The organism is Neomoorella carbonis (genome assembly GCF_045278715.1).
GTDB classification, from domain to species: domain Bacteria; phylum Bacillota; class DSM-521; order Neomoorellales; family Neomoorellaceae; genus Neomoorella; species Neomoorella carbonis.
This window is the reverse complement of the sequence record NZ_CP136420.1, coordinates 333,695-359,488: the sequence shown is the minus strand read 5'-3', so window position 1 is coordinate 359,488 and position 25,794 is coordinate 333,695. Positions and strand designations below refer to the sequence as shown.

Below are 25,794 nucleotides of genomic sequence, written 5' to 3'. Positions count from 1 at the left end.
TTGTAATAGTCGTCAAAAAATGGCCGGCAGCAGGCAAATATCCAGTGCAACACAGGAAATTAAGGGCGCGGAGCAACCAGGGATACGATAGCCCCGGCTATGGCCGGCAAAGGCAGGACCTGGTCGGCCAGGCCGGCTTCCACCGCTGCCCGGGGCATGCCGTAGACGATACATGTCTCTTCATCCTGGGCTAAAACCTGACCGCCCTGTTCTTTAATAGCCTTGAGGCCGCGGACGCCGTCGTTCCCCATACCCGTAAGTATCACCCCCAGGCTCCTTTTGCCGTATATCCTGGCCACGGAGAGCAACAGCACGTCTACCGACGGCTTAAAGAGGGTGGGCACTCCGGCCTCTTCAGCCAGCTGCACCCGGACGCTGCCGGCGTGCCGTTCCAGGAGCATTTGTTTACCTGCCGGGGCGATGAGGGCCAGTCCGGGCCGGACGACATCCCCTGCCATCGCTTCCCTGATTTCCAGGGCCGCCAGCTCATTTAAGCGCCGGGCCAGGGGGCCGGTAAAACCCGGGGGCATGTGCTGCACAATTACGATGCCGGCAGGCAGGTCGCCGGGCAGGGCAGTCAGGATCTGCTGCAGCGCCGCCGGCCCTCCCGTGGAGGTGCCAATGGCGACAACCTCTACCCGGCCCTGCTGGGGAGAGATAAAAGGTGCCGGGATAATTTCCCGGCAAGGTTTACCCCGGCAGAGACGCCCTAGCGGCACCCTGGCCGCAGCCTTGATTTTTTCCGGCAAGATCCTGGCAAGGTCTTTTATGTCCCCGGGTTTTACCGGTTTCAGGACAAAATCTACAGCACCCAGCTCCAAGGCTTGAATGGTCACTTCAGCCCCGGCGGCCGTATGGGCGGAGAGCATGATGACGGCCACCGGAGTGCTGGCCATGAGGTTTTTCAGTGTCTCCAGGCCGTCCATGACCGGCATTTCCAGGTCCAGGGTTACCACCTGGGGCTGCAGGGAAGCGACTTTTTCCAGGGCTTCCCTGCCGTTACGGGCATAACCCACCACCTGGATGCCGGGGTCGGATTTTAAGATGTCAATCAGCAACCGCCGGCTAAAGGCGGAATCGTCAACGACCAGTACCTTAACTGGCCAGTTCACGGCTCGCCTCCACCCCCAGGTTATCCACCAGGCTGCGGACATCCAGGATCAGGGCTACGCTGCCGTCACCCATGATGGTGGCCCCGGCAATGCCCGGTATCTTGCCGATAAAATTCCCCAGGGATTTGATGACAATCTCCTGCTCGCCGATAAGATTGTCGACAATAAAGCCGATCTGTTTTTCCGCCAGGCCGACAATAACTACGGCATAACTTTCCCCCGCCGGTACAGCCCCGGCCAGGCCCAGGGCCTGGCCCAGGTATATGAGGGGAAGCACCCGGCCGCGGACGACTACCACCTGCTGGCGGTGGACGTACTGGATGTCGGCCGGGGTGATGCTGATAATTTCGACCACATTGGCCAGAGGGAAGGCATAAACTCGCCCTCCCGCCTGGACCAGGAGGGAACGGTTAATGGCCAGGGTCAGGGGCAGCTTTATGGTAAAACACGTTCCCTTGCCGGGGGTGGTGCGGATGTCAATGGTGCCGTTGATCTTTTCCAGATGGTTTCGTACAATATCCATGCCCACACCGCGGCCGGAAACATCAGTGACCTTATCTGAAGTGGAAAGGCCCGGCAGGAAAATGAGATCCAGGGCTTCCCGGGGACCCAGCCTGGCGGCCGCCTCACGGCTGATCAGCCCCCTGGCTACGGCCCTGGCTTTTATCTTTTCCGGGTCCATACCGGCGCCGTCGTCTTCTACGGTTATGACAATTTGGTTTTCCTGGTGGAAGGCCCGCAGGCGAACCGTGCCGTGACGGGGCTTGCCGGCTTTCAGTCTGGCTGCCGGCTCTTCAATGCCGTGGTCAATGGCGTTGCGCAGCAGGTGGATGAGGGGATCGCCGATTTCCTCAATAACCGTGCGGTCCAGTTCCGTTTCCCGGCCTTCAATAATAAAGTCGATCTCTTTGCCGGCCTTCCGGGCCAGATCCCGGACCATGCGGGGGAAACGGTTGAAGACCTGGTCTATGGGAAACATGCGCGCTTTCATGATCTCTTCCTGGAGATCGGAAGTAATGCGGCCAATGTGCAGGGAGACTTCTTCCAGGGTTTCCAGGAGCTCTTCGTTGCCCAAGCGGCTTTTTAACCCATTGCCCACTTCGGCCAGGCGGGTGCGGTCGATAACCAGTTCGCCGACCAGGTTCATAAGGTTTTCCAGGCGCTGGACATCCACCCGTACTGTCTGGGTGACGCGGAGTTCCCCTGCTCGTCCATTGGCCCTGGCGCCGGGCGCAACCCGGCCCTGGCCGGCGGCAGGGATTCCCGCTGCCGCCTCATGTTCCTCCGCGAGGATAATAGGTCGCACCGTTACATCTTTAATTTCTGATATAGACTTGACGATATTGGCCAGGGTATCGGCATCTTCCCGGCTGACAATGAGCAGGGTAAAAGTATCGTCAAATTTCTCGGCTTCCAGCTCCTGGGTATGGGGAACGCTTTTGATTATCTCACCGGCGTCCTTGAGATTGTTGAATACCAGGTAGGCCCGGGCCGCTTTCATCTGGCAACCTTCTTCGAGCTGCACCCGGATCTCATAAGGCTGAAACCCTTTCGCTTGAGCTGCGCGGATGACGTTCTCCTCAACATCGTCAAGGGTGAGGGCCTCGCCGCCAGGCGCCTTTTCCCCGTGACTGGCCCCCGCCTGGCCGGCCAGGACGGCTTCCAGGCGGGCGACTATATCTCCTATCTCCCCCTCTTCCCCGTTGCCGGCAGCAATGCTGTCTTTTAACATCCGCAGCCTGTCAAGGCTGGCCAGGAGGATGTCAATGATCTCCCGGGAAACGGCGAGTTTCCCCTGGCGTAAGAGTTCAAGGACGTTTTCCATGCGATGGGTGAGGGTGGCCAGACGGTTAAAACCCATGGAGGCAGAAGAACCCTTCAGGGTATGGGCCGCCCGGAAGATGGTGTTTAGCAGGTCAAGGTCATCGGGGGTTTGCTCCAGCTTGACAATGGCTTCATCCAGCTGCTGGAGCTGCTCCCCGGCTTCATCGAGGAAAATACCCAGGTACTGGGACATATCCAGCTCGCTCATCTTGCATCCACTCCGGTAGCTATTTCCTGTTCCAGCTGGCGCTGCTCGCTCTCACGCAGCACCCGCTCCAGGTCCAGGAGAATAATCAGCCGCTCATTCCACTTGCCCACACCCTTGAGATAGGCCACATCAATGCCGCTTATCATGGGAGGAGGCGGCTCAATGCTGGCAGCCGGTAGGCGCAACACTTCGGACACGGAATCGACAATCATGCCTACCGTCACCCGCCCCAGTTCCACCACCATAATCCTGGTATTATTCGTGATGTCGGCCCGTGGCAGGTCAAAACGTTTATGGAGGTCAATCACCGGGATGATGCGGCCGCGTAAGTTGATTACCCCTTCGATAAAAGCCGGGGTTCGAGGAATCTGGGTAATGCTTTGCATGCGGATGATTTCCTGGACGTGGTTAATATCAACGCCGTAAGTTTCACCGGCCAGCTGGAAAACAACCAGCTGGATTTCCGCTGCTGTTTCCGTTGCCATTTATATCTCACCCTCTTTCTCTCACAGGTAAATTCTACATCGTAAGGGAAATTCCTCTGGGAGCAGGCATATTTTTATCCTTCCCCGGTCAGGCTAAAGTTACTGGGCAAAGCCTGTTTCCAGGTAACCGGGCGTAAGACTGGGTTTACCTGCCTGGTTATAAATATGGATGGAGTGATGAATATGCCTCCTAAAGTCAAGTGCCGGGTGGCCAACTGCATCTACTGGCAGGACGGCAAGTGCCAGGCCGATAATATTACCGTAGCCGTCCAGGGAACGCCAAATACCTCCAGCGCCCACAACGACCGCGATACCGAGTGTGAAACCTTCCAGGCCCGCGTCTGAAGCAGAAGGCGAAGCCAGAAAAGCCGCAGCCAGGCACTATATTATAGTTTGAACCGGGCCACCGCCCTTTCCAGGTTACCTGCGGCGACGGCCAGCTGCTGGGCCGCCTGGCTGATCTGGTCCACGGCAGCTGTCTGCTCTTCCGTGGAGGCGGAAACCTGCTGGGTGCTGGCAGCCATTTCTTCAATACCGGCGGCTATACTTTCGACCCGTCCTTTGACCTGGCGGGAGCCAGCATACATCTCTTCCGCCTTAGCAGCTACATTTTTAATCTTGCTTACCAGGGTTTGGATGGACTGTTCAATGGCGACAAAGGCCATACCCGTCCGGCCCACCACTTCCGTCCCCTGGCGGACATCCTTAGAGCCTTCGGCCATGCTGTTGACCACGCGCTCTGTCTCCCGCTGGATCTCCTGCACCAGGCTGACAATCTGCTTGGTGGCTTCGGCGGACTGCTCGGCCAGTTTCCGCACCTCATCGGCCACGACGGCGAAGCCGCGTCCCTGTTCCCCGGCCCGGGCCGCTTCAATGGCCGCATTCAGGGCCAGGAGATTGGTCTGCTCGGCAATGCCGGAAATAACACCTACAATCTGGCCAATCTGCTGGGAACGGGCTCCAAGCTCCTCTACAGCCCTGGCCAGGCTTTCCATGCGCCTGGAGATGGCCTCCATTTGCTGGGTGGCTTCGGCCACCGCCCGGGCACCTTCGCTGGCCTTAGCCGCGGCCTGGTCGGAGGCGGCTGCCATATCCTCGGTGTTGCGGTGGACTTCTTCCACCCTGGTCACCTGGGCGTCAGTCGCTGCGGCCGTCTCACTGACCTGCTGGGCCTGGTCTTCGGCGCCTTTAGCCATTTCCTGGGTGGTGGCAGCCACCTGGCGGGCGGCGTCTCCCAGCTCCTGGGACATGCGGGCCAGGTCCTGGCTGGCCGAGGCCACCTGGTTAGTCATATCCCGCACCTGGCCGATAAGCTGGCGCAGGTTTTCTCCCATAGTGTTGAAGGCGGCGGCCAGCTTGCCCACCTCATCGTTGGTTATAACATGAAGGGGTTCGGCAGTGAGATCACCGCCGGCGATCCGCGCAGCGTAGGCAGCTACCTGGCCCAGGGATTTACCGACCATGCGGCTGATAAGCCATGCTACCAGCAGGCCCAGGAGCAGGGCCAGGACTAAACCGCCAAGTAAAGTAACCTGGACGCGCCTGACGGCCGCTAGCAGCTGAACTTCCGCTCTGGCTGTTTCCTCAGCTATACCTCGGGCCATGTGGTTACCGATGTTATTGATATTATCCAGGGATGCCCCCATCTGGAAGCTCAAAATGGGCAGGGCCGCCATGCGGTCTTCCTGGCTGGTGTTCAAGATACTGTTTTTAAAGGTGTCAGTAAAACTCTTGGAGGCCTGGTTCATGGCGGCGAGATACCCGGCTGTCTGGCTGTCGAGTTGTTGTTGTTCCAGCCGGGCGCGGGCGTCGCTGAAACGCTTCATGGCATCGTCAAAGGCCCCCACATGGGTCTGGGAACCGTTGATTATGTAATCGGTGGCCCGGCGATAGGCATCCCAGACGGCGTTGGTCATCTCGTTAAAGAGCATGTTCTGCTCATTGGCCAGGGTTACTTCCTGGGTAAGCCGGTCTACCTGCTGGAGATTAAAATTGACGTCGACTACCACAGCGACAAAGATGGCGATGATAAGAATAAAGCCGGCTGTTAATTTGGCCCCCAGCCGCCAGCGGCTGAAAAAACCTGCCCGCGCCCTTCCCGGGCGGGGTGCTCCGGGCGTCTCTTGCCCTGCCGGTTGCTTTGCCCGGCCCTTTTTTTTAAATAAGTGCAGACGCATAAATGGAAACTCCCTCCTCCAGCTGTTTAATAAATAATAAAAGCTACCCCCTGGGTAGCCCCGTTCCACCCGCGGCAACTGGCTGTCCTGGCCCGTAGCCGGGCTTTAGACCCTGTAGCTTTGCGCCCCTGCCTTTCGGCAGGTTTGCCTTTTCGGGGAATTTTTTCTATTTTCACCTTAATTATACCGCAGGAGGTCGCTATTATGCAAGATATACCAAATTAAGAAGTTCTTCTATTGGGTTTCCGCGGCAGCAGTACTATTACCGGTTTTTTCGCCCCGGGCTATCAGCTCGGATATGGTTACCAGTTCATAGCCTTTATCCCGTAACCCTTTAATCAGGAGCGGCAGGGCCACCAGGGTGCCGGGACGGCCTTCATGAAGGAGGATGATGCTGCCGTCCCGGACGTTAGCCAGAACGTGCCGGACGATGGCCCCCGGGCCGGGATTGGACCAGTCGCGGGGATCTACGCTCCAGGTAACTATTGGGGTGCCCAGCCCGGCTGCTGCAGCCAGCAAATTCGGTCCCATGGCGCCGTAGGGGGGACGGAAATATTTTACCGGCCGGCCGCTTATTTTCTCCAGGACAGCAGCCGCCTGCCGGAGGTCGGCCTCAGCTTCAGCCCGGGTCACCTTTCCCAGGTTGGCATGACGCCAGGAGTGGCTGGCTATTTCATGGCCGCCGTCCAGGGCTGCTCTGACCAGCTCCGGGTAGGCTTCAGCCTGCCGCCCGACCATAAAGAAGGTGGCCGGGGTTCTGGTAGCTGCCAGTACGGCTAAATAACGTCCTGTCCACTGGGGAAAGGGGCCGTCGTCAAAGGTCAGGGCTACCCGATGGCCTGCCCCCGGTACCTGACGCAGGGGCTGGAGAAAGGGCTTGGGTCCCGGCTCCGGAGCGGCTGGCGCCGGCCGGGGCGGGGGTGGTGGTACAGCCACGGGTTCAACAGGGGCGATAGACATTCCCGGATTGCCACCGGCCATCTGGTAAGGTTCTAAAGAAGGCGGGGAGCTTATCTCCGGCCCGGCAGTTCCAGCCTGAAGCCAGCCAGCACCGCCAATGGTGGTTACAACTACCATTAAAGCAGCTATTGCCACCAGGTACCCTAGCCGCAGCAACGCAACCGGCCAGGCCGCCCGCGGGCACCTGCCAATCCTGGCCACCCAGGGCCAGTGCCCTACCACAAATTTACCTGCCTGGCTCATATACCGGTTCGCCCCTCCTGCCCGCTTTCTGTGTTCTTCTACTTTATTAGACGTTTTTCAGGGCCGTTAGTTCCGTAAATATGACGTAAAATTGGTCGCTGCCAGCTTACCATAATATGTAAGAATAGTAACCATAGCTTGCGGAGGGACGATTTCATAGCGGTAATAACGTTGGACATAAGCCAGGGCCTGCTGCAGCCTGGCTGTACCGGCGACGGCTTCCAGCTCCAGCCAGAATATGGCTCCCCGGTTATAGACGGCCTGGCGGTAGGCCTGCTCACTGCTGTATTCCTCAAGGGATAAGTTAATGGGTTGAGCTGTCCGGCCTGCCAGGCGCCCGATCTCGGCCAGTTTAGCCTGGTAGAGGGCCGGGTCGCGCTGGCGGTAAAAAAGGAGAGTGCTGTACTCGGCCAGGCCTTCGTCAATCCAGGCCGCATGGATGCTATCGTTCCCCACCAGGTTGTACCACCACTGGTGGGCAACCTCGTGGACAACGGTCGCAGGACTATAACTTTTGCGGTTACTTATAATAATAAAGCCCGGGTATTCCATCCCGGCCAGGTTGTCAAGGGGGACAAAGGCCAGGTGCAGGTAGCTGTAGGGATAGGGGCCATAAATTGCCTGGAAAAAGTCTAAAGCCCGTCCGGCTACCTCCAGGGCGGCCGCTGCGTGCTCTTCCCGGGAGACAGTCACCAGCTGGACCGTTCCCACCTGGCGGGTGGTAAACTGCAAGCCAGGACCAGCCATAAAGGCAAATTCCCGGATGGGATACTCGCTGTTAAAAGTCCAGACAGCCTCATCACCTTCTTCCCACCTCCCTGTTTCCCGGCCGGTGGCCAGGACCAGGTAACCGGCGGGCACAGCCAGGCGCACCCGGTAATAGGCAGCACCGGCAAAATACGGGTCGCCATAAGGTGTAGAGGCCACCCCTGCCCAGTTGTCCCCGGTGTAAGGGGCGAGAATTGGGTACCAGCCGGCCGCCATCAGGGTGTCTCCGGTCCGCCCCAGGCGTTCTGCCCCTGCCTGTACCCGGGTAATGAAGGAAAGGGCCAGGAAAAGAGTTTCCCGGGGAGCAAGGCTTAAAGGCAGGAATACTTCCAGGGAACTACCCCGGGAATTGAAAGGAACGGGCCGGTTATTTATAGAAACCCTGTTAACTATTAATTTCGCTCCATTACCATACAAGGCATTGGCCGGGAGGTTAAAATATAGTTTCCGCAGGGGTACGAGATAAGGATTTTGGTAAGCCAGGAGGAGTTCGCCTGCAAGCTGTCCCCTGGCAGGATCGTACCTGGCCTGAAGGTCATACACGGGATAATAACGGAAATGCAGGCCGGCCCGGCCCTTCAGGGGAGGAAGGCGTATATCAATACTTTCCTGCTCTGGAGCAACCCCCATTCTGCCGGCGTCAGGCAGACCCAGTACCTCCAGGGCCAGGTTTAAGGGTATGTAAAGCTTATCGTCTACCAGGACCGGGGCCGTGTCAAGCCGCCGGGGTACTCCATCGACCTCGGCTGCCAGGCTGCCGGCGGCTACGACAGCTCCTTTGCTCCCCCTTAAAATACCCCTGTTCTTGTACCAGTCGGCACTGCCGCCGGCCAGGGGTAAAAAATCCCCCGCCGATACCAGTATATGCCCCCCTGCTTCCAGGGGTGGCGGGTCCAGGACCACCTCTTTATATGTGGTCTCTTTAAGAGTGACTTCCGGCAGGGGTTGCATTGGCCCCGGCACTGCTGCCGGGCCGGAAAAAAGGGCCAGGGCCAGCAGGCCGATGAGGGCGCCAGTGAGTATTTTTTTGGGCATCGCTTCACCGCCTTGCCCTTTATTTCGACAACATCACCCTTTCTCCTGCAACACGCATAGGGAAGAACGCCGGGCGCATAATAAATTTAAGCACATCAAGGGAGTGAGCCGGATGAGTATCTGGCGGACAAAAAATATTAAAGACCTGATGCAGGAAGACCGGGAAAATGAAAAGTTAAAACGTAGTATCGGCACGCCGGAATTAATCGCCCTGGGAGTAGGAGCTATAATCGGCTCGGGTATTTTTGTCCTGACAGGAGTAGCTGCGGCCAATTATGCCGGCCCGGCCCTGGTTTTTTCCTTTATCCTTTCAGGCATCACCGCCGGGCTGGCGGCCCTGGTCTACGCCGAAATGGCCGCTATGATCCCCGTGGCCGGGAGCGCCTATACTTATGCCTATGCTTCTTTAGGTGAAATTATTGCCTGGATTGTCGGCTGGAACCTGATCCTGGAGTACATGGTAGCCTCGGGGGCGGTGGCCGCCGGCTGGAGCGGTTATTTCACCGATATGCTCCGTTCTGTGGGTATTTCCCTGCCTGCGGCCCTGGTTAATTCTCCTGCCAGCGGCGGCCTCATTAATTTACCGGCCATACTTATTACCGCCCTCATGACCCTGGTAGCCGTAATCGGCACTACTACCAGCGCCAGGACCAACAAAATTATCGTAGCCATCAAAATCATGGTGATCCTGGCCTTCCTGGCACTGGGCATTCCCCGCGTTAACCCGGCCAACTGGCGTCCTTTTCTTCCCTTTGGCATCGCCGGTGTCATCCACGGTGCGGCAATTATCTTTTTTGCTTATATCGGCTTCGACGCCGTTTCTACGGCCGCCGAAGAAGTGCGCCATCCCAATAAAGACCTGCCACGGGGGATCATCGGCTCGCTGGCTATCTCTACTTTATTATATATCGCCGTAACTATAGTCCTCACCGGCCTGGTAAGCTACACCCGGCTCAATACCCCCTCCCCGGTAACTACCGGTCTGCTGGCTGCCGGTGTAAGGGGTGCCTCGCTGATTGTCGGCAGCGGCGCCCTGGCAGGTTTGACCAGTGTCCTCCTGGTAACCATCTTTGCCCAGAGCAGGGTCTTTTTGGCCATGGGCCGCGATGGCCTCTTGCCCTCCTTTTTTGCCAGGGTCCACCCCCGGTACCATACCCCGTCGATGACGACCATGATTGTCGGCACCTTTGTCGCACTCATCGGCGGCTTTTTACCTATTAATATAATCGCCGAACTGGCCAATGTCGGTACCCTGTCGGCCTTTTTCGTCGTTTCCCTGGGCGTCCTCATTTTGAGGCGTACCCGGCCCGACCTGGAACGGCCCTTCAAAGTGCCCTTCATGCCCTGGACGTCCCTGGTGACCATGGCCTTTGCCCTTTACCTCTTCTTCAACCTGCCCCGTTTAACCTGGATTCGTTTCGCCATCTGGATGGCTCTGGGGCTGGGGGTTTATTTTGCTTACAGCCGCCACCACAGCGTCCTGGCCCGGGTAGAACCGTCACCCCTTTCCCGGCCGGGCCCGCTGACTTTTTCCCCCTTACGACCGCTTTTAATCCCCCGGCCGCCCCTGGCTCCCCTGTTTTTGCGCCTGCGCCTGCCCTGGCGGCGGAAATAGGAAGGGAAATACAAAACCCCGGGAAGAAATCTTTCCCGGGGTTAAACCTTCAGGACCAAGCCGGACGTTTGCTATTATACTTTTACTGCCATTACTGTGACGGCTTTTCACCCAGGACCACGCTGATATCCAGGAGCTGGCCGCGGCGGAAAATCTGGAGCTGCACCTGCTGGCCGATTTTCATGGCCTGGACTTTATTTACCAGATCATTGGCATCCTTTATCTTCTGGCCATCCAGCTGCAGGATCACGTCATATTTCTGAATGCCGGCCTTTGCCGCCGGGCTGCCGGCCACTACCTGGCCCACCAGGGCACCTTCGGCACTCTGGAGGCCCAGCATGTCGGCCACATCCGGCGTGACCGAGGCCAGGGCTACACCCAGCCAGGGCCGGGCAATTTTGCCTTTATTCATCAAGTCGTTCAAGACCGGCTGCACCGTGCTGCTGGGGATGGCAAAGCCAATCCCCTGGGCGCTGGCGTTAACGGCGGTATTGATACCAATCACTTCTCCCTTGAGGTTCAGCAGGGGACCGCCGCTGTTGCCGGGATTAATGGAAGCATCCGTCTGCAGCAGATTTTCATAATGGCGATTCTGGACATCGATGGGCCGGCCCTTGGCACTGATGACGCCAACCGTTACCGTATGGTCCAGGCCGTCAGGATTGCCGATGGCGATGGCCCATTCACCAACGCGGACCTTGTTGGCATCACCGAGGGTTAGATAAGGTAACGGTTTGCCGGTATCGATCTTCAGGACAGCCAGGTCCAGGGGGGCATCGGCGCCCACTACCTTGGCGTTAAAGGGTTTGTCATAGCCGACAACGGTTACTTTTACCTGCTTGGCCCCGTCAATGACGTGCTGGTTGGTCAGGATATAGCCGTCCGGGGAGATAATGAACCCTGAACCCAAAGCGCGCTGTTCCTGGGGACCGATGTCAAACTGGTCGCCAAAAAACTGCCGGAAGAAGGGGTCGTTAAAGGGGGTGGCCACCCGCGTCTCCGTAATCGTATCGATGCGCACCACTGCCGGGCCGGCTTTATCCACAATGTCGGCAATAGCCTCCGGCCCCAATCCCGCCGGGATGCTGGCGGATACCGCGTCGCTGGCGGCCACCGCGTGCTGGTATGAGGGCTGCTGGGTCCCCGCCGCCGCGCCGGTGATTTGATAAAAACCTACCGTGGCCGCCACGCCGGCGAGAAAGACTAATAAGACTACCAGGACGGTGATTCTGGCTCTACCTGAGCGTTGCCACATTTTTCATACCTCCAATCCTTTCTTTCTGGGATAATTATAAAATAGAAATTTAAAATAAAGTTTAAGACAAGCTAAGAAAAACTTAAGAAATTTAATCTGACACCCGGTTCCTCCCGGGCAAGACGCCATAAGAATAATTTGTGTCGGAACAAAAGTTTTTATCAACCAGCATTATATAGCCCCATTCATGCCATTGCAACTGGTAAAAGCCTCTGGTATACTTGTTGGCAGGAGTGTAAGCTGCAACACAGAAAGGTCGGGGAGGCAATATGAAAAGGTGGCAGTTAGTACTTTTCCTGGCCGGCTGGCTGATCCTGGGGTTCCTGGTAACTGCCGTCAATAATCTGGGCGCCGCCGCGGAACACGGGCCCACAACTGCAGCTGCTGAAACTGCCCATTAAACTTTTAAGCGCCAGCATCCGGGCGCTTTTTTAAGTTTGGGAGGAGGTATCCCTTGCTCGCTGAAGCCATTTTCACCGGTACGGAAATGCTGCTGGGCCAGATCGTCAATACCAACGCCGCCTACTTGAGCCGGCAGCTGGCCGCGGCAGGCATCAGCCTTTACCGCCAGGTGGTAGTCGGCGACAACCTGGAGCGCATCCGCGAAGCTATCGATAACGCCCGCCGGCGGGCCGACCTGATCATCGTCAGCGGCGGCCTAGGACCGACGGAAGACGACCTCTCCCGGGAGGCCCTGGCCGCAGCCCTGAATTTACCCCTGGTGGAAGATCCGGCCGCCAGGGAAAACGTCACCCGCTATTTTGCCGCCCGCCAGCGATCCATGCCGTCCAGCAACCTCAAGCAGGCCCTGCTCCCGGCCGGAGCCCGGGCCCTGAACAACCCCTATGGGACGGCAGCCGGGGTTTTCCTGGAACATGAGGGGAAAATCTATGCTTTATTACCAGGGCCGCCGCGGGAGTTTGAACCCATGGTGGTTGACCAGCTCCTGCCCCTCCTGGAATCCTACGGTGCCCGGCGGGAGGTTATCTTTTCCCGGGTATTGAAAATCGCCGGGATGGGGGAATCTGCTGTGGAAGAAGCCCTTAAAGATCTGCTCCACGGCAATAATCCCACCCTGGCGCCCCTGGCTAAACCCGGCGAGGTGACATTACGCCTGACGGCCCGGGCCAGCAATCGGGAACAAGCCCGGGAATTAATCCGGCCCCTGGAAACAGCCATCCGGCAACGCCTGGGTGAGTATATCTTTGGCAGCGACGCTGACACCCTGGAAGGGGTCATTGGGTCCATCCTCGCCGGGAGAAACCTGACCCTGGCTATAGCGGAATCCTGTACCGGCGGCCTGCTGGCCCACCGGGTGACCAATATCCCCGGCAGTTCAGCTTACTTCCTGGGAGGCATGGTTACTTACAGCAACGAAGCTAAAATAAAGTTTCTTGGAGTAGAGGAGGAAACCCTGGCCGCTCATGGTGCCGTCAGCCCCGAAGTTGCCGCCGCCATGGCCCGGGGCGTGCGCCGGGCTTTTACAGCAGATATCGGCGTGGGCATTACGGGCATTGCCGGCCCCGGCGGCGGCACCCCGGCCAAACCGGTGGGGCTGGTTTATATAGGGCTGGATATCCAGGGCAAGGTAGAAGTACAGCGGGAGCTCTTTGTCGGTGAGCGGGAAAACATCAAGTGGCAGTCTACCCAGAGCGCCCTTTATCATTTATGGAAGGGCCTGCGGGGTAACTTGGCCGGCCCGGCTGGCACATAGCGGTTTGACCGCTTTTATCAGCGTGTAAAAATATGATTTCCGATCCGGGTAATCTGGGGCCGCGTCCAGATCCAGGCACTGGTGGCTGTGGCCGGATTAAAGAAAAAAAGGGCGCCGTTGCTGGGGTCCCATTCATTTAAAGCGTCGTGGGTAGCCGCATAATCCCGGGGACGAACCTGTACCTCCCAGTAACGGCCGTTGGCTACGCTTTCAAAGGCCCAGGGTTCAAAGATAATATCAGGTACAGTTTTGGGAAAGGCCGGGTCCCGCAGGCGGTTTAACACTACAGCCACTACGGCCACCTGCCCGGCATATGGTTCATCTTCGGCTTCGGCCGCTACCAGGCGGGCCAGGAGATTGGTATCGTCTGTCCTCACACCGGCTGGCAGGGGTTGGGCCGCCGGCGGCGGAAGAACCTGGCGCCCCAGGTAGTAGACACCCGGAATTAGAATGGTAAGAATTAACAGTCCCAGTAAAACGCGGGCCTGCCAGCCTGCCGGCAGGTGCAGCGGCTTGAGGTTCTGCCAGGCGCACTGCATTTCGCGCCAGGTGGCCTGCCAGGCTGAGCGGGCCCATCTCCCTGCCGCCGTTATAACAGACCGTGCCTTGGTGCCACCTGGATTGTGCCATGCCATTTCTCTACCCTTCCTTACCAGGATTTAAGTATAGTTTGGCAAGAAAGGGCGGCAAACTTGCACAGGGGGCTATCCTTTATCACCATGCTATCCAGCTTCATTCTTTAAAAAAGGCCTTTAATCCAAAAGCGGCTTTCCCGGCACCGTTTCCCGGACCTGCCCCAGGGCCGCCAGGGGAACGGCTACCTTTAAACGGACCTCCGTACCATAGTCAGCTGCCAGCACCTTGCCCCCGTGGCTGTTTATTAAATACAGCAACCGGTCCAGCTCGGCATAACTGCAGGTTAATTCTAACTCACGGGTCACGACCCGCCGGATACTTCCCGCCTCTTCCAGGACCCGGCGCGCCGCCTGGCCGTAGGCCTCAATCAGTCCCCGCACCCCCAGCTTTTTGCCGCCAAAATAACGTGTCACCACTACCGCCACGTTGGTCAGGCCCAAGCTGGTAATGGCGCCTAAAATCGGCCTCCCGGCCGTGCCGCCGGGCTCGCCGGCATCGCTGTAATAGATTATTTCTTGCTTCCCTATCCCCACCCGGTAGGCATAACAATTATGGGTCGCCTGGCGGTGTTCGGCCTGGATTCTGGCAATGAACTCCCTGGCTGCATCTTCACTATCTACTTCGCGGACGTGGCCGATAAAACGGGAACGCTCGACTTTAATTTCGGCCGTAGCTTCCCGGGCGACGGTAAGGTAGGAAGCGCCACTTTCGGCAGATAAGCCGCGCCGATCTTCTTCTTTCTTCATAAGGCAAATAGCTCCCTAAGCGCCTCTTGCAGGGCATAAAAAAAGGAAGTGCCTGCTACACTGCCCTGGTATTCTTTGAGCCGACGTTTATCCACAGCCCGGAGCTGGTCCGGCAGAGCCCTGGTTACCTTACCGTGAAAAGATATTTCCGGCCGGAAGGTAGCAGGTAGCCTGCGCCATCCGCCCGGCATAGTCAGCCAGATCAGCTTCAGCATCTGTGATCACTTTCATTCTAACATTTTACCTGCCAAGATCAAGTGGAATCTAAATCCCCACCGATGGGGAAACAACAAATCCAACGGTGGGGATCTGGTGTCATATCCTCTATCAGGTAAATCCTATCAGGTTAAACCCGCGGCTGGCTGGCTGCCAGGACCCAGACTTCCGTTTCCTGCGGCAAACTCTCGGCCCGCAGGTCGATCTTCCCCTCCCCGAAGCGGCGCACGTTGGCCCGGCCGGCCGTAAATTCGTCTACACCGGCAATGGGGAAACCCTGCATGCCCGGGACCAGGTAATGCATGGGCAGGACTACCCGCGGCTTTAGTGCCGCCACCACCTGCCAGGCCTGGCCGGCGTCAATGGTAAAGTACCCGCCCACGGGGATCATCAATACGTCCACCCGGCCAATTCTCTGTACCTGTTCATCATTAAGAACATGCCCCAGGTCACCCAGGTGGGCCAGGCGTAAATCACCGACCTCCAGGACGAAAACAGCGTTTTTGCCCCGTTTGGCCCCGGCGGCGTCGTCGTGGTATGTAGGTACCGTATAGGCGTGGACGTCTTTAAAGGTCACGTCCACTTGCGCCCAGTCTCCTTCGGGCGTCAAACCCCGCCAGATTACCGGGTTGCCCTTGATATTATCCAGGTAATTGTGGTCGAAATGTTCATGAGACACGGTCACCACGTCAGCTGTGACCACCGGTGCAGCCGGAGAAACCTGGGGTCCATAAGGATCAGTTACCAGCCGTACCCCTGCCGGGGTTTCCAGGTAAAAACTTGAATGACCTAACCAAAGCATACCAAATCCTCCTTGCCGATACTCCCGGGAAATGGCGGCCTCTAAACCGCCCTTTCCCGGTATAAATTGCGAATTTTAACTTCATGTTCGCCCAACATTGCAAACATGGATTTTTGATTTTCGCTGATTTCATTCAGCTTTTTCATAACTTAGATTCGAAATTCCGTCAGCATACCTACCTGCTCAAAGGTTGCATTCAGCCGCTTCTCCACCCGATCAAGCCTTTCAGTAAGCTCCTGCCGGGTACTGGAAATCTCGGTGCGAAGTTCCTGCCTGAAGCTGCTGATTTGATCATTAAGCTCTTGCCGCACACCGCCAATCTGGTTGCTGAGTTCCTGCCGGGTTTGCTTGAGCTCCCCGGCAATCTGGGTTACTAGTTGGTATAAAGCATTACCCTTATCCCCCATTATTCCCATCTCTCCCAACCGGTAATCGCTGCATCCTTATTTTAACAGAGCTTTAAGGACCTGTCCATCCTACCGTTAAAGCTTCTTGGCTCCTTTACTGACGCATCCCCCATCTCCAGGTCAGGTAACATCAAGCTGCACTAACTTTTTCCTATAACTACTGGCTCTATTTAAAATATAAAAATATCCAGTTATTAGACATTAAAAGGCTGGAAAAAATCCAGCCTTTGTTCATAATTTTATATTGCTACTCTAAGTTATCTTCGGCTAGCAAAAGTAACGTATCAGCACCGTGGGTTAAAACTGTTACTCTAGCTTCTTTCCTCAAGCGTACCCAGGACTGGTTCAAGCTTTTTCTACTGTATGGAGTATATTTAAAATCCAGGGTCATAGGCCTATGATACAGGGTAATATGAGAACGATCGGGAAAATGGGATTGGCCGGCGTTAGGCGGATGTTATGTTTGGATTTTCTACTTTAATGTCAGTAGAAGGTGCTTTTCCAGGATAAGTATTGTTATTTAAATAAACTAGCGATCAGTTGCCATACCGACCAAAAGGTTAAAACTATTAATATGAAAAGAAGTAGATTCTCCCACCATTTATTTACATATTCTCCTAATAAATCTTTTCTATTAGTAAGAACTATTAACCCTATAGCTACGGCGGGCAATAGGATTATTTGCCAGGCATTCACCATTACAGTTAGATAAACGAATCCCGGCATAGAAGGCAGAGCCCAAATTACAGGTAAAACAACAGTGATAAACAGCGATAATTTATAAAGTGGGTCTTTAGCATGCTGATAGCCATACTTTCGGGCTCTTTCAGGAAGAGTAACAAACAAAGAGTCTACAAATAAATTGCCAAAACCTAGTCCATAACCAATGACTGTACTAAAACAGGCCCCGAATACACCTAAATAAAATAGTATGCCGCCTAACACCCCCAGGGTACTGGTTAACATCTGTGCCATATCAGCTACAGTTTTTACAGTTAAACCTTTGGGATGCAAAATTTCGGCCCCCAGCACCCATACTGCCAAATCGATTATAATGATCATTAAAATACCGAAGAGTAAATCATAGCGCTGTAGTTTTAAGTATTTGGGGCCACGCCAGCCTTTTTGATCAAATAAATAAGGATAAATGAGGTTGGACATTGAGCCTGCTACTGCGCCGATTAACGAAACGACAAAAACTAGAGTGTCAATACCGCCCACATTTTTCGGTACACTAAAAGCAATGGTCCCTTTTAATAAAGCCGGTACATTGGGTCCTGCCCATATGGCGCTGCCAATCAGACTGATGACCATGAGAATTAAAATGCCTTTTATGGTTATCTCAACGTAGTTATAAACACCCTTACCTAATAAAATCACTGACACTATGACGACTATAAGCGACCATATAAAGGTGTTGCCGGTATTGGTGAGGTGCCAGAGGGCTTCTCCAGCTCCTTTGACCAGGTAAGAAGCATAAAAGTGAGCTAAAAAGAGGCTGGCTATGCCAAAAATTAAGGGTAAATATTTGAATAAGCGCCTGTAACCCTGGAATATAGTTTCGTGATGAACATTGCAGAGGGCATACTTTGATATAACATTAACTAAGATATAGCGTAACACTAAAGCTAAAACTAACCCCCACATCAGGTCATAACCATAATGGGCACCAGAAACAGACATGTCCACTAGATCGCCGGCGCCCAGCCAACTTAGAACCATGACAATACCCGGACCGAAGGAAAGGATATATTCCCAGAAGTTTGCGGGGATGTGAGCAAGCTTAGTTTTATTTTCTTCTACTGAAATGGCCATTATATTTCACTCCTTTTCCTAAAATTGTTTCAAATTATGGGCTAGCGGAAGGCATTCTCAGCAAAGAATGCTTCCATAACTTGTTCCTAAACTTAAAAAGGCTTAAATTAAATAAGAACACCCTGCAACACAAGTCTTTTTTGTAGTTCCTCCACATTTACTTCTCTCGGGCTAATACCTCCTTGCGCAGCTATGGCCGCCGCCACCCCAGCTGCCTGACCAGTGACCATACATCCTGCTTGTTGGCGGATAGAGCCGTTGGCTAGATAATCTGAGGACACGCACCTCCCTGCTATTAAAAGTCCTTCAATATTTCGGGGTAGGAGAATTCTATAAGGCACATGATACCACCCCTGGCCGCCCACCTCGCTCAAGTTAATAGGTTTTTCGCCGCCGTCAATATCGTGGATGTCTATGACGCTACCGTTACGGCCTACGGCGTCTGTAAAAGTCTGGCCCTGGATGACATCCTCATATTTTAATATATAATCACCTGTAATGCGCCGCGTTTCCCGTACGCCCACCATACTGGCCGTTTGAAGTAAATAAGAGTCTTCGTAGCCAGGGATGTACTTTCTATAAAACTCTGCCATTCTCACAGCGACATCGCGCATGGCGATCGTAGCTTTTGTAAGCTGAAAAGTATCTATAGCATTGACATAGTAGGCCATATCAATATTGTGGGAGGTAATTTCGTACCTAATCTTGCCATTCTTGTAGATGGGCCTGGCGATACCAAAATGGGTTTTGGGGTTAACTTGCTTAATGCCATACGGGAGGGGAAAGTCGCCGTTCTTCAAAGCCTCTTCCATTTGTCTTCTAAATCCCAATAACGTCAGGGGTAACCCTTTGCTCCTTGCCTCTAACAAAGCTTCTACATAATCGCTACCATAAGCATCGATATTCTCTTTCATGACCTTCAGGGTCCGATCGATATTAACGCCGCCAATCTGGAAATATATAGATAAAGGTTGGGTCAGATTGTCTGTAGGGCGGCCGACTTCGTAGGCAGCACCTGCAGATACGGCAATATCGCCATCGCCGGTACAGTCAATGGTTACCTTGGCTTTAACGTCCATCAAACCCAGGCCATTTTTTAATCTAACGCCTGTCACCCTGCTGTTTTCCATTACGGCCTGATAAGCTTTGGTGCACAGTAAAACGTTAACCCCCGCTTCCAGAACCATCTGATCAATTACCCACTTGGCGATCTCCGGATCAAAAAGCACCCTTACCGTGGCTTTTCCCTGTTTCCCATAGGCAGCCCCTACGGCAACCATACGGTCGACAAACTCCTGGGCTATGCCGTAGACAACCTGTTCATCAGCATAAGATATCTCCTGCTGCGAAAACTTTTTATTCGTTTTGACGCCCTGGTGTCTGAGGGAGCATAGGCCAAGAACAAGGCCTGCGGTCATGGTGCCGCCCAGGCAGGAGCCCTCTTCTACCAGGAGAACATCTGCACCATTACGGGCTGCCGCTACGGCAGCTACCCACCCCGAGGTACCACCGCCTATGACAACAACATCCTTTACCAAGTCCTTCAACATATCTACCTCCAAACTTTGGTATAAAATTTATCATCTTAGCTTAACCCAAAAGTTTTTACCTTCCTGACCTCATTGGACACCCCCCTCATTTCGAGAGCTTTAATAAAAAGCAAAAGCCAACCCTTCTTTTTACAGAAAGGCTGGCTCCCACTCACGAAACTGGCCAATGCTACTTGGCCACAGCGATTGGGTCAGCTCTATAATTTCTTGTTGTCTTTAAGATAGTTATATTGCCGGTAAATATCTTTTAACGCCGCAATCAAGGCAGGTAAAGCATTTCCGTGATAATTTTCTTCTATCCGCCTGCAGATTTCGTCTATCTCTTCTAAGCTAAGCCCTACTATTAGCCGCTTGATAAAATCGCGACCGCTTTCAATAAGGATGGTCGGCTCACAATCAACTATAACCCCATACTTACGGTCGATCTCTACCGAGAAAGCGATGCTTTCATATACGCTACGGCTGGCCACATCTCGCGAAATTTTTGCATGGCCGACTATTAAAACCGTCTGGTGTTTCAAACAATCCCTTCTTTATTTTTGCTGTTACTTATATATTCGACATTATTGCTTATTTTCCTTCTCACTAAGTAAGGTTATTTTAATATTTTAAATAGGTTTTAACAAACTGGGCAAAGGATGCTACCGGGGAATTTACCTCTGCAAAACTACTGCAGATTGTCATCTTCCGGTAATAACGGTAGGGTATCAGCTCCATGGGTTAATACTGTCACCCCGGCTCCTTTGCCCAGCCGCGCCCAGGCCCGGTCCAGGGCTTCTTCTACTATAGCAGCGTGTTTAAAGCCCAGTTTGGTCGCCATCTCGGGGCCGATACCATGGGAAACCAGGCAAACATCGGCATGCTGGCGCACCTTGGCCCAGGCCAGGGCCAGTGCCCCCGCCACCTTATCCTTTATAATCCCCTCCTCAATCTGGGCGTCAATATCCTCCGGGCTCTGGCCGGCAAATTCCAGCAACTCCGGATGGGTGACCGCCACTCCTTCCGGGCAGGGAGTGACAATAATTATACTGCCACCCTCTTCCACCAGCATATCGCACGGGTATAACGTCTTGTGGGCCTGCCAGAACTCCAGGTCGCACGGGTAAGAGCTGGCCACCACAATAGGTGTCCGTCCCTGGGCAGGAATGCCATAAACCCGACGACTGGTCTCCACCCCTGCACGGAATGCTTGGCGGATATCGCCGAAGAAGGCTTTAACTACCCGCCCCCGGGGGTCCAAAACCGTATTAAACACGTATTTTACTCCCGCTTTATCAGCTATAGCCTCCATTTCTTCCCGCACCTTATTTTCCACTATGCCTAGCATATTGCGCCGGGTGCGCACACTCAAGAGATGAGTGGCTGCCGTGGTATCCTCTCCGCAAATTCCCGGCTGCACGATCTTGGCCCCCCCACTATATCCGGGTATATGGTGGGGAACGATGCTGCCAATACCGATAACGATATCTGCTTCCAGCACCAATCTGTTTACCTTCACCGGCGTACCGTTTTCTGTCAGGCCGAAATCATATAGGACTGCTGGATTTCGGAAGTCATGGTTTATTACTTCCACCTGCTCTACAATTTCGTCACCTAATTTTTGTTTCAGCTCTTCCTGTGTCATGGGCCGGTGGGTACCTAGCGCCATGAGGATTTTGATATTTTCCTTGCGGACGCCACCGCTTGCTAATTCCCTGAGAATGATGGGAACAATGAGATTGGCTGGCGTCAGGCGGGTGTTGTCGTCACAAAGAATCACTACCTTGCTCGTCGGTGATACTATCTTGCTCAGTGTCTGGCAACCGATAGGATTTGCTAAAGCCTCCTGGATCTCTTCTTTCATAGGGGGTATTTCTTTTATAGATAACGGTGATAAAACCTTCACTAAGTCTTCTGCGGAAAAATTAATGGTAAGTTTACCATTACCATAAGGTAAATCTAAGCCGTATCCCACTCAGAAACTCTCCTCTCTCAACCGGAACAATAAACATCTATCTAAACAAGTGTTGAAATTTAATACTACTTTCTTCAAACAGGAGTTTCGGATGCCACCTCTATTAAGATTTTTATTTTTTCAGGAGGTGTTTCTGGAGCCATCCCACCAGCAGTTGATAGCCAAAGACCCCCGCCTTTACCTGCGCTTTTAATAATTTCTTGGCACCTTTTGCGAAGATCGCTCGCACTCCCTTCCAACATTTCTATGATAGGATGGACATTGCCCATCAGGCATTTTCCCATCTTCTCTTTGTCTTCCCTCAGGTTATGCTTATAGCCAATATGACAGACATTGGCTCCAAGGTCCTTAATATAGTTTACCAGATGGGGATAATTATTTTCATTATGATAAAGCCTTATCTCAGCTTCCTGAGTAAGTATAAATATTTCGTTTAAATAAGGATGAATAAACTCCTTATACATGGGAGCTGAAATCATCCCCGGGAAATGATCTACCACGATGACCCGTTTGGCAGGGCCAACTATCTCCATTTGCGCTATTAAATATTCTTTCACGAAGTCTGTAACCTTTCGCAAAAGCTCATGGACTAATTCTGGATAATCAACCAGAGCATAGCAAAATTTATCATATCCAACCATTAAAGCCGAAACTTCCCCTGGACCCATGCAGAAGAGATGTCCATCCAAGTAGCCATATTCGTCCTGAAGTTTTTGAGGTAGATATTTTTTAAAATACTTGAGGTAGTCCAACACCTGGGAAGTATATGGGGAATTGCGAGGATCGGGAATAGCCAGATTTGAAACTTCTTGAATATCCTGCAGGGCAGGATGCCGAATTTGGGGAGGAGCATTATTGGGGAATTCAACTATTGCACCTAAAGCACCAAGTTCAGGTACAGTACCTAAATCAGGCCATATCCCTGGAACGGTAAATACGTCTGCAAACTTTTCATGAAACAATAACTGCGCATTCAACATTTTATCAGGATCGCCATAATATTCATCATCAGGAATTCCAGCAAAAGGAGCGTATGTCTGTCCTATCGCCCACAAAACAACAGGCACTGTTGTGGTTTGCTTAAATCTAAGAGCTTGTAAGGCTTCCTGGTAAGTTTTCAAATTGCGACATCCTTTCTCCTTTTTATATAATTATCTTTTTGTTCCATAAAGGAGGCTAGACATTTATCTGCCTAGCCCCCTTTTTCATATCTTGTGTCATTTTATAGCTTGAACTTTATCATATAACCCCTTGGGCCAGATACCTTTCTCTTCTAACTTGTAGGCAACATCTTTAACCGCATTACGCATTTCATCTATATTAATTTGACTTACAACAACGCCGGCGGCTTTCATTTTTTCTACACTATCCATCTCTAACTTTTTGACAGTCTCATTATTATATTTCTCGGCCTCTGAAGCGGCATCCTGTAATACCTTTTTCATATCGTCTGGTAAACTTTGATAAAATTTTTCATTTATAATAAGCATACATGTAGCAAAAACATGACCTGTAGAGGCGTAGTTTTTAGCCACTTCGTAAAATTTTTGGGTGTACATACTATCCGTATTAATTTCTAATCCTTCTACTACCCCTTGTTCAAGCCCGGTATACAATTCTCCTAGAGCCAGAGGCGTAGGAGCAGCCCCCATGGCCTTCCACGCCTCCACATACGCAGGCATTTCAGGAACACGGAGTTTCAATCCCTTGAGATCGGCAATAGATTTGACCGGCCTAGTTGTCAGAAGGTTTCTCGGTACTCTATCGAGGGTATGGGTAAGGACCCTTATACCATGCGATGTAATAAGTTTTTCTATCATTTTTTCCCCTTCGGGGCCTTTTAAAAATTTGTGTACATGGTCTTGATCCCTGAAGGCAAATGCTAACCCCAGGATATTATACTCAGGCACATATGCCCCTAACCAGTCGGTGGCGTCGGTAAACATTTCCTGGCTACCCAGTTTCACACTCTCAATCTGCTCTTTTGCGCTACCTAGTTGCGAAGCAGGTAATACCTGGACATCCAATCTACCGCCGCTCTTTTCTTTGGCATACTCAGCAAATTTTATAGCAGTTTGAGTTACCACGTTGTCCGGTGCTTGAATAGTGCCCAGGCGGATTGTCCATTTCTTTTTTTCCTGAGATTTTGCATTCTGCGTATTACCTGAACCGCATCCTAAAACCGTCACAGCTAGAAAAACGAGCATTAAAAGGATTATACCCTTTTTCATCTTACATAACCTCATTTCAGAAAACCCTCCTTAAAATTTTAGTTTTTGTGGCCCTAATCATAGAATTATTAACTAAACTATATTATATCCCCCCTATCATAAAATTGCCTCCTACCCAAGCAGCCCTGCAATTTATTTGAGCAGTAGCGTAGGTAAAATCAATGTGATTGCGGGGATAAATGTCACTACCAATAATGCACATATCAGTACCAATAGATAAGGTAAATAGCGTTTAGCCAAGGTAATTACATTAATTCTTGCTATAGTACAGGCTATAAATGCGCCCACGCCGACAGGTGGCACGAATATACCTATACCGGTTGCACCGATAATAACGACAGAGTAATGAACCATATTAATTCCTAACTTACCAGCTATTGGTATAAAAATGGGGGCAAGAATCAGGATTGCCGGGAGACCTTCGAGAATACCGCCTAGTACCATAAAGATTAATACAGATAACACAAGAAATAACCATCTGCTATTGGTGAAATTTGTGATCCACATGCCTATTGTTGCTGGTACTAATTCATGGGCAAGTACCCAAGAAAATATTGATGCCGCGCCGATCAACCATAAAATCATCCCCGAAGTAACTCCCGCTTCAACAAAATGCTTAATCAATTCTTTAATTGAAACCTCTCTATATATGAGCAACCCTACTATGATGGCATAAAATACCGCTACAGCCGCGCCTTCCGTTACAGTAACTACACCGCCACGAATAGTACCAAATATAACAACGGGCATCATTAAAGGAATTATAGCATTAATGGTCGCCCTCAGTCTTTCCCTCCAGGGCAAACGTGGTCCACTTGGCCAATTTTCGCGACGGGAAATGAAATAAATTAAAATCATAAGAGGTATAGCCAGGGTTAACGCGGGTAAAATGCTACCTAAAAAAATAGCGATAATACTGATATTGAAATAAGCGCCTATGACTACCATCCAGATCATGGGAGGAACCAACACTCCCATAGCGCAAGCTGCACTAATAATTGCTGCAGAATCTACTCGTTTATAACCGGCTCTTTCCATAGGAGGAATAAGCATCGACCCAACTGCAGAAACATCTGCGGAAGCAGAACCCGATATACCGGAAAACAAGATCTCGGTTACGACAGCTACTTGTCCCAACCCGCCCCTCAAATGACCAACTAAAGCGGAAGCAAAATTCACCAGGCGTTCCGATATGCCCCCACTCTCCATAAGGTTGCCAGCCAGAATAAAGAAAGGCAAAGCGAGGAGAGCGAATGAATCAACACCCGCCACCATACGTTGGGGAACAATAATAACAGGTGTTTGCTGTTTCAATAACAGGTATGCGAGCGATGCCGCGCCTAACGATAAAGCTATAGGAGTGCCAAAAAGAATAAGAAGAAAAGAAACTACCATTAATATTATCAAAGGATTTATGCTTTGAAATAAAGAAATACCTGAAACAGCAATGCCGATTATTATCGCTCCAACTATAATACCTATAAGTGCTCTAAGACCATTCTTTCTTACACTTGTATATATATCCATTACCATCCAAATTACCATTATTATCGTACATAAAGGGACCGGGGCAATAAACCAACCCATAGATATAAGTAAAGCTGGCGAGGGTTCTGCAAGTCTCACTATGACTAGCTCATAACCCTTAATAGCCAGGAAAATTAAAAAGCTAATTTGTATAATCTGTACTATGCCGTCAATTACAGAACGCCATTGGTCAGGTAGCTTAGAAACAATTGCGTCCATATTCATATGGCTATGCCTTTTTAAGGCAATACATCCTCCTAAGAAAGTAAGCCAAATAAGAAGAAGACGCGCAACTTCGTCTGCCCATGGCAAGGGATCGTGTAAGATATAGCGCCATATTACTGCCGCACCTACTACTATAACGTCTGCTATAAGCAGTATTCCCGTGGTTATTTCTAAAACGCATGCCAGTAAATCAACCACCAAAGGTTTCCCAAAAGAATTTATAATACCTTCTGTATTCATTGTATCGTTCATTTCACCAAATGACATAACAATTCTCCTTCTGATAAAA

The 25,794-nt window shown here is 52.3% G+C and carries 23 protein-coding genes and 1 riboswitch; of the genes, 4 read left to right on the top strand and 19 right to left on the bottom strand.

From position 1 onward, the window contains the following. Window positions 1-59: 59 nt before the first annotated feature. Genes MCACP_RS01895 through MCACP_RS01885 form a run of 3 tightly spaced genes read right to left on the bottom strand, consistent with a single transcriptional unit; the run spans window position 60 to window position 3,629 of the window. Window positions 60-1,112: a protein-glutamate methylesterase/protein-glutamine glutaminase gene (locus MCACP_RS01895; RefSeq protein ID WP_406677716.1), complete on the bottom strand. Its 1,053-nt coding sequence runs from the start codon at window positions 1,110-1,112 to the stop codon at window positions 60-62. Next, window positions 1,096-3,144: a chemotaxis protein CheW gene (locus MCACP_RS01890; RefSeq protein ID WP_406677715.1), complete on the bottom strand. Its 2,049-nt coding sequence runs from the start codon at window positions 3,142-3,144 to the stop codon at window positions 1,096-1,098. Before MCACP_RS01890 ends, MCACP_RS01895 begins: the two co-directional genes overlap by 17 nt. After that, window positions 3,141-3,629, bottom strand: a complete 489-nt coding sequence (locus tag MCACP_RS01885) for a chemotaxis protein CheW (RefSeq protein WP_406677714.1) — start codon at window positions 3,627-3,629, stop codon at window positions 3,141-3,143. The genes MCACP_RS01890 and MCACP_RS01885 overlap by 4 nt, the downstream gene beginning before the upstream one ends. A gap of 165 nt (window positions 3,630-3,794) precedes the next feature. Between MCACP_RS01885 and MCACP_RS01880 the strand changes: the two genes are divergently transcribed. After that, the gene (locus MCACP_RS01880; RefSeq protein ID WP_406677713.1) at window positions 3,795-3,974 is read left to right on the top strand and encodes a DUF1540 domain-containing protein; all 180 of its coding nucleotides are present in this window, start codon (window positions 3,795-3,797) and stop codon (window positions 3,972-3,974) included. 41 nt (window positions 3,975-4,015) lie between these two features. Here the strand turns inward: MCACP_RS01880 and MCACP_RS01875 are convergent, their stop codons facing one another. The 3 genes from MCACP_RS01875 to MCACP_RS01865 form a co-directional block, all read right to left on the bottom strand. After that, on the bottom strand, window positions 4,016-5,806 hold the full coding sequence (locus MCACP_RS01875) for a methyl-accepting chemotaxis protein (protein WP_406677712.1): 1,791 nt from the start codon (window positions 5,804-5,806) through the stop codon (window positions 4,016-4,018). Window positions 5,807-5,876: 70 nt separating this feature from the next. After that, a riboswitch (cyclic di-GMP riboswitch) is annotated at window positions 5,877-5,965 on the bottom strand. 75 nt (window positions 5,966-6,040) lie between these two features. After that, window positions 6,041-7,009 (bottom strand): polysaccharide deacetylase family protein, encoded by a 969-nt coding sequence (locus MCACP_RS01870; protein WP_406677711.1) that lies wholly within the window; start codon window positions 7,007-7,009, stop codon window positions 6,041-6,043. Between the two features lie 66 nt (window positions 7,010-7,075). Continuing rightward, the gene (locus MCACP_RS01865; protein ID WP_406677710.1) at window positions 7,076-8,812 is read right to left on the bottom strand and encodes a M1 family aminopeptidase; all 1,737 of its coding nucleotides are present in this window, start codon (window positions 8,810-8,812) and stop codon (window positions 7,076-7,078) included. Window positions 8,813-8,924: 112 nt separating this feature from the next. On the opposite strand from MCACP_RS01865, the gene MCACP_RS01860 reads away from it, so the two are divergent. After that, window positions 8,925-10,427, top strand: a complete 1,503-nt coding sequence (locus tag MCACP_RS01860; protein WP_406677709.1) for an amino acid permease — start codon at window positions 8,925-8,927, stop codon at window positions 10,425-10,427. Between the two features lie 91 nt (window positions 10,428-10,518). Here the strand turns inward: MCACP_RS01860 and MCACP_RS01855 are convergent, their stop codons facing one another. Continuing rightward, window positions 10,519-11,682: a trypsin-like peptidase domain-containing protein gene (locus MCACP_RS01855; RefSeq protein WP_406677708.1), complete on the bottom strand. Its 1,164-nt coding sequence runs from the start codon at window positions 11,680-11,682 to the stop codon at window positions 10,519-10,521. 269 nt (window positions 11,683-11,951) lie between these two features. Here MCACP_RS01855 and MCACP_RS01850 point away from each other — a divergent pair, with 269 nt between their 5' ends. Beyond that, window positions 11,952-12,083: a hypothetical protein gene (locus tag MCACP_RS01850; protein WP_406677707.1), complete on the top strand. Its 132-nt coding sequence runs from the start codon at window positions 11,952-11,954 to the stop codon at window positions 12,081-12,083. Between the two features lie 53 nt (window positions 12,084-12,136). Next, window positions 12,137-13,396, top strand: coding sequence for a competence/damage-inducible protein A (locus MCACP_RS01845; RefSeq protein WP_406677706.1), 1,260 nt, complete (start codon window positions 12,137-12,139; stop codon window positions 13,394-13,396). 17 nt (window positions 13,397-13,413) lie between these two features. Here the strand turns inward: MCACP_RS01845 and MCACP_RS01840 are convergent, their stop codons facing one another. From MCACP_RS01840 to MCACP_RS01785, 12 genes are all read right to left on the bottom strand, one after another. Then, entirely contained in the window at window positions 13,414-14,031 is a 618-nt protein-coding gene (locus tag MCACP_RS01840) for a cell wall hydrolase (RefSeq protein ID WP_406677705.1), read from the bottom strand. Window positions 14,032-14,148: 117 nt separating this feature from the next. Continuing rightward, the gene (locus tag MCACP_RS01835) at window positions 14,149-14,778 is read right to left on the bottom strand and encodes an IMPACT family protein (RefSeq protein ID WP_406677704.1); all 630 of its coding nucleotides are present in this window, start codon (window positions 14,776-14,778) and stop codon (window positions 14,149-14,151) included. Then, the gene (locus MCACP_RS01830) at window positions 14,775-14,993 is read right to left on the bottom strand and encodes a hypothetical protein (protein ID WP_406677703.1); all 219 of its coding nucleotides are present in this window, start codon (window positions 14,991-14,993) and stop codon (window positions 14,775-14,777) included. The genes MCACP_RS01835 and MCACP_RS01830 overlap by 4 nt, the downstream gene beginning before the upstream one ends. A 131-nt stretch (window positions 14,994-15,124) precedes the next feature. Beyond that, window positions 15,125-15,796 carry an MBL fold metallo-hydrolase gene (locus tag MCACP_RS01825; RefSeq protein WP_406677702.1) on the bottom strand — a complete coding sequence of 224 codons (672 nt, stop codon included), beginning with the start codon at window positions 15,794-15,796 and terminating at the stop codon, window positions 15,125-15,127. A 149-nt stretch (window positions 15,797-15,945) separates the two neighbouring features. Next, window positions 15,946-16,203: a hypothetical protein gene (locus tag MCACP_RS01820; protein WP_406677701.1), complete on the bottom strand. Its 258-nt coding sequence runs from the start codon at window positions 16,201-16,203 to the stop codon at window positions 15,946-15,948. A gap of 516 nt (window positions 16,204-16,719) precedes the next feature. Beyond that, complete coding sequence (locus MCACP_RS01815; protein ID WP_406677699.1) at window positions 16,720-18,018, bottom strand: Nramp family divalent metal transporter; 1,299 nt, start codon at window positions 18,016-18,018, stop codon at window positions 16,720-16,722. Between the two features lie 107 nt (window positions 18,019-18,125). Next, on the bottom strand, window positions 18,126-19,568 hold the full coding sequence (locus tag MCACP_RS01810) for an FAD-dependent oxidoreductase (protein WP_406677698.1): 1,443 nt from the start codon (window positions 19,566-19,568) through the stop codon (window positions 18,126-18,128). Window positions 19,569-19,765: 197 nt separating this feature from the next. After that, window positions 19,766-20,089 (bottom strand): DUF3870 domain-containing protein, encoded by a 324-nt coding sequence (locus MCACP_RS01805; RefSeq protein ID WP_406677697.1) that lies wholly within the window; start codon window positions 20,087-20,089, stop codon window positions 19,766-19,768. 146 nt (window positions 20,090-20,235) lie between these two features. Next, complete coding sequence (gene larA, locus MCACP_RS01800; RefSeq protein ID WP_406677696.1) at window positions 20,236-21,522, bottom strand: nickel-dependent lactate racemase; 1,287 nt, start codon at window positions 21,520-21,522, stop codon at window positions 20,236-20,238. 74 nt (window positions 21,523-21,596) lie between these two features. Further along, the gene (locus MCACP_RS01795; protein WP_406677695.1) at window positions 21,597-22,643 is read right to left on the bottom strand and encodes a uroporphyrinogen decarboxylase family protein; all 1,047 of its coding nucleotides are present in this window, start codon (window positions 22,641-22,643) and stop codon (window positions 21,597-21,599) included. A gap of 96 nt (window positions 22,644-22,739) precedes the next feature. Continuing rightward, on the bottom strand, window positions 22,740-23,753 hold the full coding sequence (locus tag MCACP_RS01790; RefSeq protein ID WP_406677694.1) for a TRAP transporter substrate-binding protein: 1,014 nt from the start codon (window positions 23,751-23,753) through the stop codon (window positions 22,740-22,742). A 132-nt stretch (window positions 23,754-23,885) separates the two neighbouring features. Beyond that, the gene (locus MCACP_RS01785; protein WP_406677693.1) at window positions 23,886-25,772 is read right to left on the bottom strand and encodes a TRAP transporter large permease subunit; all 1,887 of its coding nucleotides are present in this window, start codon (window positions 25,770-25,772) and stop codon (window positions 23,886-23,888) included. Between the last annotated feature and the right edge of the window lie 22 nt (window positions 25,773-25,794).

Excerpts from the sequence above, each read along its gene's own strand:
- MCACP_RS01890 (WP_406677715.1), bottom strand. The coding sequence starts at position 3,144 with ATGAGCGAGCTGGATATGTCCCAGTACCTGGGTATTTTCCTCGATGAA.
- MCACP_RS01885 (WP_406677714.1), bottom strand. The coding sequence starts at position 3,629 with ATGGCAACGGAAACAGCAGCGGAAATCCAGCTGGTTGTTTTCCAGCTG.
- MCACP_RS01880 (WP_406677713.1), top strand. The coding sequence starts at position 3,795 with ATGGATGGAGTGATGAATATGCCTCCTAAAGTCAAGTGCCGGGTGGCC.
- MCACP_RS01875 (WP_406677712.1), bottom strand. The coding sequence starts at position 5,806 with ATGCGTCTGCACTTATTTAAAAAAAAGGGCCGGGCAAAGCAACCGGCA.
- MCACP_RS01870 (WP_406677711.1), bottom strand. The coding sequence starts at position 7,009 with ATGAGCCAGGCAGGTAAATTTGTGGTAGGGCACTGGCCCTGGGTGGCC.
- MCACP_RS01865 (WP_406677710.1), bottom strand. The coding sequence starts at position 8,812 with ATGCCCAAAAAAATACTCACTGGCGCCCTCATCGGCCTGCTGGCCCTG.
- MCACP_RS01860 (WP_406677709.1), top strand. The coding sequence starts at position 8,925 with ATGAGTATCTGGCGGACAAAAAATATTAAAGACCTGATGCAGGAAGAC.
- MCACP_RS01855 (WP_406677708.1), bottom strand. The coding sequence starts at position 11,682 with ATGTGGCAACGCTCAGGTAGAGCCAGAATCACCGTCCTGGTAGTCTTA.
- MCACP_RS01850 (WP_406677707.1), top strand. The coding sequence starts at position 11,952 with ATGAAAAGGTGGCAGTTAGTACTTTTCCTGGCCGGCTGGCTGATCCTG.
- MCACP_RS01840 (WP_406677705.1), bottom strand. The coding sequence starts at position 14,031 with ATGGCATGGCACAATCCAGGTGGCACCAAGGCACGGTCTGTTATAACG.
- MCACP_RS01835 (WP_406677704.1), bottom strand. The coding sequence starts at position 14,778 with ATGAAGAAAGAAGAAGATCGGCGCGGCTTATCTGCCGAAAGTGGCGCT.
- MCACP_RS01830 (WP_406677703.1), bottom strand. The coding sequence starts at position 14,993 with ATGCTGAAGCTGATCTGGCTGACTATGCCGGGCGGATGGCGCAGGCTA.
- MCACP_RS01825 (WP_406677702.1), bottom strand. The coding sequence starts at position 15,796 with ATGCTTTGGTTAGGTCATTCAAGTTTTTACCTGGAAACCCCGGCAGGG.
- MCACP_RS01820 (WP_406677701.1), bottom strand. The coding sequence starts at position 16,203 with ATGGGGGATAAGGGTAATGCTTTATACCAACTAGTAACCCAGATTGCC.
- MCACP_RS01815 (WP_406677699.1), bottom strand. The coding sequence starts at position 18,018 with ATGGCCATTTCAGTAGAAGAAAATAAAACTAAGCTTGCTCACATCCCC.
- MCACP_RS01810 (WP_406677698.1), bottom strand. The coding sequence starts at position 19,568 with ATGTTGAAGGACTTGGTAAAGGATGTTGTTGTCATAGGCGGTGGTACC.
- MCACP_RS01790 (WP_406677694.1), bottom strand. The coding sequence starts at position 23,753 with ATGAAAAAGGGTATAATCCTTTTAATGCTCGTTTTTCTAGCTGTGACG.
- MCACP_RS01785 (WP_406677693.1), bottom strand. The coding sequence starts at position 25,772 with ATGTCATTTGGTGAAATGAACGATACAATGAATACAGAAGGTATTATA.